We start from the raw sequence: 4871 nt of genomic DNA, 5'->3' as shown, positions 1-4871 counted from the left end.
GCGATGGGGATTGCGGCAGCGCCCATCGCCGCTGAAGCGGCTCCCACAAACAAGATCAGCGTTTTGAAAGGTCTAGCGCGTAGACGGCGGTGCCGTCGCCGTTGTCGCGGAGTTGTTTGATGGCGAGGTGCTGGGCCTTGGCGATGTCTTCCTTGCCGGCCGCCGCGGTGAACGTGAGCGTGCCCTTGGTCTTCACCGGGACGAAGCTCCACGAACGCTTGTCGACATCTTTCGYGGTGATGGTCTTCTTCGTTTCCACCCACTTGATCACGACTTCGCGATTGCCGTCCGGCGCGTTCAGGACGACGGAATCGCCATTCATGCCCGGGAAGCCGCCGCCACCGTTTGCGCGATAGCTGTTGGTCACCACGATGAAGGGCTGGCCATCGTCGACCGGCTTACCCTTGTAGCGGAGGTTGCCGATGCGCTGGCCTTCTGGCTTGGTGACGTCGATGGTGTAGGTGATGCCACCCTGCATCTGGTCGAAGTTGTACGCCACGAACTTGCCGGTCAGTGCCTGTTCCCCCTCCTTCGAGGGATCGATCTGGTTGAAGCGTCGGGCCGACTCTTCCAGCCACGCCTTCACCCCGGCGCCATCGATCTTCACTGCGGCGAGCGTGTTCGGATAGAAGTACAGATCCGCCGCATTGCGGATGGTCAGGGGACCCTTCGACACATCGGTGTAATCGTCCGGGCCGCCGAAGCCTGTACGGAACGCGGAGGCGGCGGAGATCAGCGGGACGTCCTTCCATTCCGGGTGCGTACGGCTGAGCTCATCACGCGCGTAGTCGGCTTGCGCGGCATTGACCACGGCAAGCGCGCTCATGTTGCCTTCGTCCGCGAAGTAGCTGGTGAGGTCGTGGTCCGTCGCGCCAATGGGCGTGTTGACGTAGGCGATCGCGGCTTCGTGTGCGTCCTTCACGATCGGCTCGATAGTCGGGTCGACGGCGACACACTCGTTCTTCTTCGGGCAGATCGGGCGGACCTGACTGTGGCTCTTGTCCTTCTCCACCACCCAGCGATCACCCTCGCGCTTCAACGTCATGTTGATCACGCCCAGATCCTTGCCGAAGAAGCCGCCCATCACGGCGGGCACGCCGCGCACGATGCCGCGCTTCGCGTCCACGTCCTTCATGTCCATGTAGCGCGGCCCCGGGAACTCGGTGTGCGAGTGACCCAGAAGCAGCGCGTCGATGCCCGGCACGCCGGCGAGGTACCAGCCGCCGTTCTCCATCTGCGGCGTGTACGGCGCGGTGTTGAGGCCCCCGTGCAGGATCGCGACCACCAGGTCGGGCTTTTGCGCGAGCACTTCCGGCATGTATTTGTTCGCGGCTTCGACGACGCCGTCGACGGTGACCTTGCCCTGCAGGTTGCGCTTGTCCCAGTCGAGAATCGGCGGCGGCGTGAAACCGATGATGCCGATCTTCAGCGTCGTCGGCACCACCTTGCCCATCGTGGTGGTGACGTTGACTGTCTTGGTCACGATGGTCCACGGCTTGAAGATGGGCTTGCCATCGCGCGTGCTGTAAACGTTGGACAGCACCAGCGGGAATTTCGGTCCCGCACACTGCTGGGCCTTCACACCGTCCACGTTCATCGACGTGTTGGTGACCTGGGCGAGGAAGGGCAGGCCGTAGTTGAACTCGTGGTTGCCTGCGGTACCGCCGTCGTAACCGATCGCGTCCATTGCGGCGTAGATGCCCAGCTCGGTGTCGCAGCCCACCGGCTTGACCATGGCCTGGTAATCGGCGAGTACGGACCCCTGGATGGTGTCGCCGCTGTCGAACAGCACCGTATTCGGGAACTCCTTACGAGCCTGGCGGATCAGTGTGGCAACGCGCTCGTAGCCGAAGCTCGGATCGTCCTTCTGCTTGTAGTAGTCGTACGAAAGAATGTTCGAGTGGACGTCGGTCGTCTCGAGGATAGCCAGGTCCAGCGTCGCGCCATCGGTGATAGCGGCGGGGTGGGCCGTCTTGTCTTTCGGCGCGCCGGCGCAGGAGGCGAGCAGTGCGGCCGAAAGCGTGGCCATCGCGAGATGCTTGAGCATGGGGGTATCCGGTGGGACGTAGGGTATCGGGGCGGAAAACTAGCAGAAAGCGCCGCAGCGGCATAACGGCCGTGCTCCTGTAGGAGCCGATTCATCGGCGATCCCACGAAGCGGGGCAGGATGCGGCAAGCACCCATCGCCGATGAATCGGTTCCCACCGAAGCCCTCCTCAGGGCAAGTGTTCAGCCTTGGCCTGGTCGAAATAGGTGTAGGTTCTGCCGTTGTCGGTGAGCTGCTTGGTCTTGAGGACGAAGCGGTAGGCGGTGCGGTTCATCGCAGAGCCGTCCACGCGGCGCACGTCCAGACCCGTGGCGGTGTCGGTCGTCACATCCGCCGACGTCACGGCGAGGCCGTCGCCGCTGCGTCCTTCGATGGACTCACGCAGCACACGCCCGTCCGGTTTGCCCAGATCCAGCTTGAGTACGGCGGCCAGCGTGGGCGCAAGGTCCACGTTGCCGCTCGGCAACTCGCTGCGCGTGTTCTTGCGGAAGTCGGGGCCGCTGACCAGCAGGAGGTTATGCACGTCGACCGGGCTGAAGCTGCCGTGCATGCCGCGCTCGTTCGACATGCTGGTGTACACGGTGCCCTTGAATCCCTGCACGGTCGCTTCCGCATCGAAGTCGTAGCTGGCCACAATGTCCGGCGCGCGCTTGTTCGCCAGGTGCACGCTGCCGAGGGGCAGGGTGCCGGGAATCTTGCCATAGCGCGCATCGACGAAGATGGCGCCGAAAGCCTCCTGGCTCTGCAGGAAGCGCACGGCCTTGAGCACCTGCGCGCGATCGTGCTCAGGCTGGTAGAGGTACTCGCTGCCTCCGTTGGGCGCGATGACGAAGGACTGCTTCGGCAGTTCGGCGGGCACCTTATAGGCGGGTGTCGTGTACGGACCTGGCTTGCCACAGAGCTTGCCGTCGTCGTCGAAGCGCGTCGGACGTAACGGCTTGCCGTCGGCTTCGATGCCGGACATGACGGGCACATAGAGGCAGCCGTAGCCGTCGAAGGCGGTGAATCCGGCTCGGGTCATGTCGTCGGCCAGGCGGATGGCTCCGGATACGGAGTAGCCCCACTCGCCATCGGGCTTGCCGACCCGYCCGTCCGCAATCGTGCGCAGCGGAAACAGGTCGCGCGGCGCGGAGACGTTGCTGTGGGCATGGTCGGAAACGATGACCAGGTCGGTATCCGCGTCCATGCCCAGCTCCTTCAGCCGTGCCTGCAACTTGCCCAGCAGTTCGTCTTGCGCGCGCAGGGCCAGATGAAAGTTGGGCGAACCCACGCCATAGAGGTGCTCGGTGGAGTCGGGATTACGGAGCCAGACGAAGCTCACATCGGGCTTCTCGACCGGAAGGATGTACGTCAGGAAGGCGTTCATCAGGTAGGCGTTGGCTGCCGCTGGCGGGGCGCCGGCGGCGTCGGATGCGTCCGAGCTCACACCATCCTTCAGGGTGACCAGCGGCAGCTGGGCGGTCGGCGCGCCGTTGTCCGGCTCCAGTTGGAAGCGGTCCGCGTCGTAGGCGTGAACCGTGTTCGCCGGTAACGGCAGGCCCGCCTTGGTCAGGCGCCTGGCGAAGTCCAGCGGCAGCGCCACGTTCTCGTCGAGGATGACGCCGCCCTCGTGGATGTCCTGCATGAAGGCCGGTCCCGATTTACCGACCACCGCGGTCTTGAGCCCGGCCTTGCGTGCGCGGTCGAGCAGGGTGGGCGCCTCCAGGAGATCGTGGTGCCAGTGGTCGTCGAGGGCACGAAGGACGGCGTAGTCCTCGGTGTAGATCGGCGCGTTGTAGTCGCTTGGCGCGCCCTTGGCGTCGAATCCCGTGGCGCCGGACGCCCAGAAGCGGTTGCCAAAGAAGCCGATGGTTCCGGGGAACGACCCGGTGGCGAAGCTCGACGCGTTGATCATGGTGAAGGTGGGGTACGTCGCGTGGTTGTCCGCGAAGAAGGTGCCCTGTTTCGCCAACGCCGCCAGGTTGGGCGTGTCGTCCTCGCTGATCGCGTCCGGCCGCATGCCATCCCAGACGAAGACGATGACCCGGTGCGCGTGGGCATCCAAGGTCACCGCTGCAAGGAGGAGGGTGGCCAGGGCAGCAAGTCGACGCATGACGGGTTTCCGTGAGGATAAAAGGTGAGCATGTTGAGGCCCGCGTGTTTCAGTTCGGGGACGAGGTGCCGGTAGTGCGATAGGCGTCACCCCTTCGCAAGAATCACATCACATCGTAAGAAAACATACATATCGAGTCTGCACGCTTGTCGGCTTCCCCCACGACGAGCTCCCTGTCGATGACGCTTTCCCGTCGCACCCTGTTTCTCGCCCTTGTTGCCGCCATGTCCGTCCAGGCCCGCGCCGGGGACGTGCCGCCGCCCGCCACCGCCGATCAGGCACAGCAACTCGAAGGCGTCTCGGTCATCGGTCAGGGTGAGACCCGGCAGGTGCAGCGCATCACGCCCGCCGACCAGAAGGTACTGCCGCCGGGTACCAGCCCACAGAAGATCCTGAACCGCCTGCCGGGTGTGTCCGTGCAGTCGAACGATGCCTTCGGCGCCAATGAGGAATCGCAGACGATCACCCTGCGTGGGTTCAACGCCACCCGCCTCGGTTACACGCTGGACGGCCTGCCACTGGGCGATAACGCCTACGGCAACTACAACGGCCTGAACATCTCGCGTGCACTGATCGCGGAGAACATGGCGACCGTCGAGCTGTCCGRAGGCATTGGTGCTCTCGGCACCGCATCCACCAGTAACCTCGGCGGCGCGATCCAGTACTTCTCGTCCGATCCGGCCAAGACCTTCGGCGGGAAGGTTGCACAGACCTTCGGTAGCGACCATAACC

3 protein-coding genes are annotated in these 4871 nt (G+C 64.3%); 1 reads left to right on the top strand and 2 read right to left on the bottom strand.

Annotated features, from left to right (window positions below; all coding sequences use genetic code 11):
* Positions 1 to 55: 55 nt before the first annotated feature.
* Entirely contained in the window at positions 56 to 2047 is a 1992-nt protein-coding gene (locus AC1DT2_RS15750) for a bifunctional 2',3'-cyclic-nucleotide 2'-phosphodiesterase/3'-nucleotidase (RefSeq protein WP_477297340.1), read from the bottom strand.
* A gap of 169 nt (positions 2048 to 2216) precedes the next feature.
* The gene (locus tag AC1DT2_RS15745; RefSeq protein ID WP_477297339.1) at positions 2217 to 4139 is read right to left on the bottom strand and encodes an alkaline phosphatase family protein; all 1923 of its coding nucleotides are present in this window, start codon (positions 4137 to 4139) and stop codon (positions 2217 to 2219) included.
* Positions 4140 to 4318: 179 nt separating this feature from the next.
* Between AC1DT2_RS15745 and AC1DT2_RS15740 the strand changes: the two genes are divergently transcribed.
* Positions 4319 to 4871, top strand: a 553-nt coding sequence (locus AC1DT2_RS15740; RefSeq protein WP_477297338.1) for a TonB-dependent receptor plug domain-containing protein, incomplete at its 3' end; no start/stop codon positions are given.

The sequence above is a fragment of the Luteibacter sp. P4_E6 genome, assembly GCF_056401535.1.
The sequence above is the reverse complement of the archived record's forward strand: the minus strand, read 5'-3'. Positions and strand labels throughout refer to the sequence as shown.